Below are 2,185 nucleotides of genomic sequence, written 5' to 3' on the forward strand. Positions count from 1 at the left end.
GCCGACACCCTCATCGAACGCGCCACCGGACGCGAACCCGGTCACGCGAACGATGTGCCGGTCACGATCAACCTGCTGGTCTCGGACGACACCCTCCTGGCCGGCGGCAACCAGCCGGGTGTGGTGGTCGAGGGTGCCCCGGCGGGTGCGGGCGTTGTCCCGGCACCGGTCGCCCGCAACCTGGTAGCGCACGCGATCGACACCGACACGGCCTGGTTGCGGTCGATCTACGTCAACCCCCACGGACGCCTCCTGGCCACGACGTCCACGTCCCGGTTCCACCCACCAGGCTTGACGGCGTTGCTGCGGGCCAGGGAGCAGGGCATCTGTGCCACCGTCTGGTGCGACGCCCCGGTCCGGCACACGGACCACGTCACCCCGCACGCGGAGGGTGGCCCGACCAGCCTCGACAACGGGCAAGGTCTATGCGCCTGGTGCAACCACGCAAAGCAGGCCCCCGGCTGGCATCAGAAAACCACCCACCGCGACGGACGGCACGCCGTCGAAACCATGACCCCCACCGGGCACACCTATGTCTCGGTCGCGCCCACACCACCCACACCGGCCAGGACCAGCGACACCGGTCGTGCAGTGGAGGCCGCCCGTGGCGCCGGCATGCCCGCTGGCAGTGACGCATCCACGGCCGGCGAGGCCGCCCGTGGTCAGGACGTGACCCCAGCCCGCGACGGTTCCGCCACCCCGGCCTGGACCCCACGCAGCCGCTACTCGATCGGCTGCCAGGCCACGCCCCCCACGGCACCATCGCCTACCGCCCCAGCCCACCACCCCGCCAACCATGCCCGGCACGCCAACCACCCCGCCGAGCACCAGGCAGGTCGCGTCGCCCCGACCTCTTCTGGGCGCACCCCGCCTGACGCACCAGCTAGGAGACCAGCCGGTCCCGGGCGTCGCGCCCCGTCCGGGCGTCGTCCTCGGGCCGGCTGATCTCGGCCCACACCTCGTCGAGGGACAGGCCCAGCACACCTGCGATCGCCGCGATCGTCGAGAACGCGGGCGTGGCCACGCGACCCGACTCGATCTTGCGCAGGGTCTCGGGGGAGACGCGGGCGTCGAGTGCGGTCTCCAGCATCGAGCGGTCCCCGCGTGCGCGGCGCAGGAGGGCGCCGAGGCGCTGTCCGCGCTCGACGTCGGCGGGGGTGAGCGGCAGCCTGACCATGACGCCGATTCTAATACCGGTATAACATTGCCGGGATAGTTATTGGTAGGCGTACGAAGGGCACCCCATGATCGAGATCCTGAACCCCACCGAGCTGGCCCGAGCCAGGGAGACGGGAGCCCTCGTGGGCGGCTTCCTTCGGACGCTGCGCGACCGCGCCACGGCCGGCACCAACCTCCTGGACATCGACCGCTGGACCCGGGACCTGATAGCCGACGCCGGGGCGCAGTCCTGCTACGTCGACTACGCGCCGTCGTTCGGCCGGGGGCCGTTCGGGCACTATGTCTGCACCGCGGTGAACGACGCCGTGCTGCACGGCAGGCCCCACGACTACACCCTGGCCGACGGCGACCTGCTCACCCTCGACCTCGCCGTCTCCCTGGACGGGATCGCCGCCGATTCCGCGGTCAGCTTCGTCGTGGGCGATCCCGGGCCCGAGGCCGCCGAGAGCCATGCACTGATCGAGGCGACCGAGCGCGCGCTCGCCGCCGGGATCGCCGCCGCCGGCCCCGGGGCTCGCATCGGCGACCTCTCGCACGCCATCGGCTCCGTGCTCGGCGCGGCGGGGTACCCGATCAACACCGAGTTCGGTGGGCACGGCATCGGCTCGACCATGCACCAGGACCCGCACGTCTCGAACACGGGGCGGCCGGGCCGGGGCTATCGGCTGCGCCCCGGGCTGCTGCTGGCCCTCGAACCATGGGCCATGACCGACACCGACGAGCTCGTCGTCGACGCCGACGGCTGGACGCTGCGCAGCGCGACCGGCTGCCGCACCGCGCACAGCGAGCACACCATCGCCGTCACGGACGACGGAGTCGAGATCCTCACCCTGCCGAGGTAGCGGCGGCGGCCGCGGCGACACAAGCCCCGATGTGCGCCCGTGTCGCCGCGAACACCGTCGCCAGCTCGCGCGCCATCCCCGGGTACTCCGCGTGCCCGGCGGAGTGCACCGCGAGCTCCAGGCGGGCACCCGAGCCCGCCGACGACGCCCGCGACACCCCGGCC

Annotated in this window: 2 protein-coding genes and 2 pseudogenes; 2 read left to right on the forward strand and 2 right to left on the reverse strand. The window is 72.7% G+C overall.

Features of this window, described 5'->3' with window-relative positions:
* Nucleotides 1–875: pseudogene (locus PROKR_RS31950) on the forward strand (HNH endonuclease); the annotation flags it as partial.
* An 8-nt stretch (nt 876–883) separates the two neighbouring features.
* On the opposite strand, the gene PROKR_RS25705 reads toward PROKR_RS31950, so the two are convergent.
* Entirely contained in the window at nt 884–1,177 is a 294-nt protein-coding gene (locus PROKR_RS25705; protein ID WP_036969380.1) for a helix-turn-helix domain-containing protein, read from the reverse strand.
* 67 nt (nt 1,178–1,244) lie between these two features.
* On the opposite strand from PROKR_RS25705, the gene map reads away from it, so the two are divergent.
* Entirely contained in the window at nt 1,245–2,021 is a 777-nt protein-coding gene (gene map, locus PROKR_RS25710) for a type I methionyl aminopeptidase (protein ID WP_036969382.1), read from the forward strand.
* Here map and PROKR_RS36230 read toward each other — a convergent pair.
* Nucleotides 2,005–2,185, reverse strand: a pseudogene (locus PROKR_RS36230) (acetylxylan esterase); the annotation flags it as partial. The gene map and the pseudogene PROKR_RS36230 overlap by 17 nt on opposite strands.

This window comes from Promicromonospora kroppenstedtii DSM 19349 (genome assembly GCF_000515355.1).
Lineage (GTDB): Bacteria > Actinomycetota > Actinomycetes > Actinomycetales > Cellulomonadaceae > Promicromonospora > Promicromonospora kroppenstedtii.

Excerpts from the sequence above, each read along its gene's own strand:
- PROKR_RS25705 (WP_036969380.1), bottom strand. The coding sequence starts at position 1,177 with ATGGTCAGGCTGCCGCTCACCCCCGCCGACGTCGAGCGCGGACAGCGC.
- map (WP_036969382.1), top strand. The coding sequence starts at position 1,245 with ATGATCGAGATCCTGAACCCCACCGAGCTGGCCCGAGCCAGGGAGACG.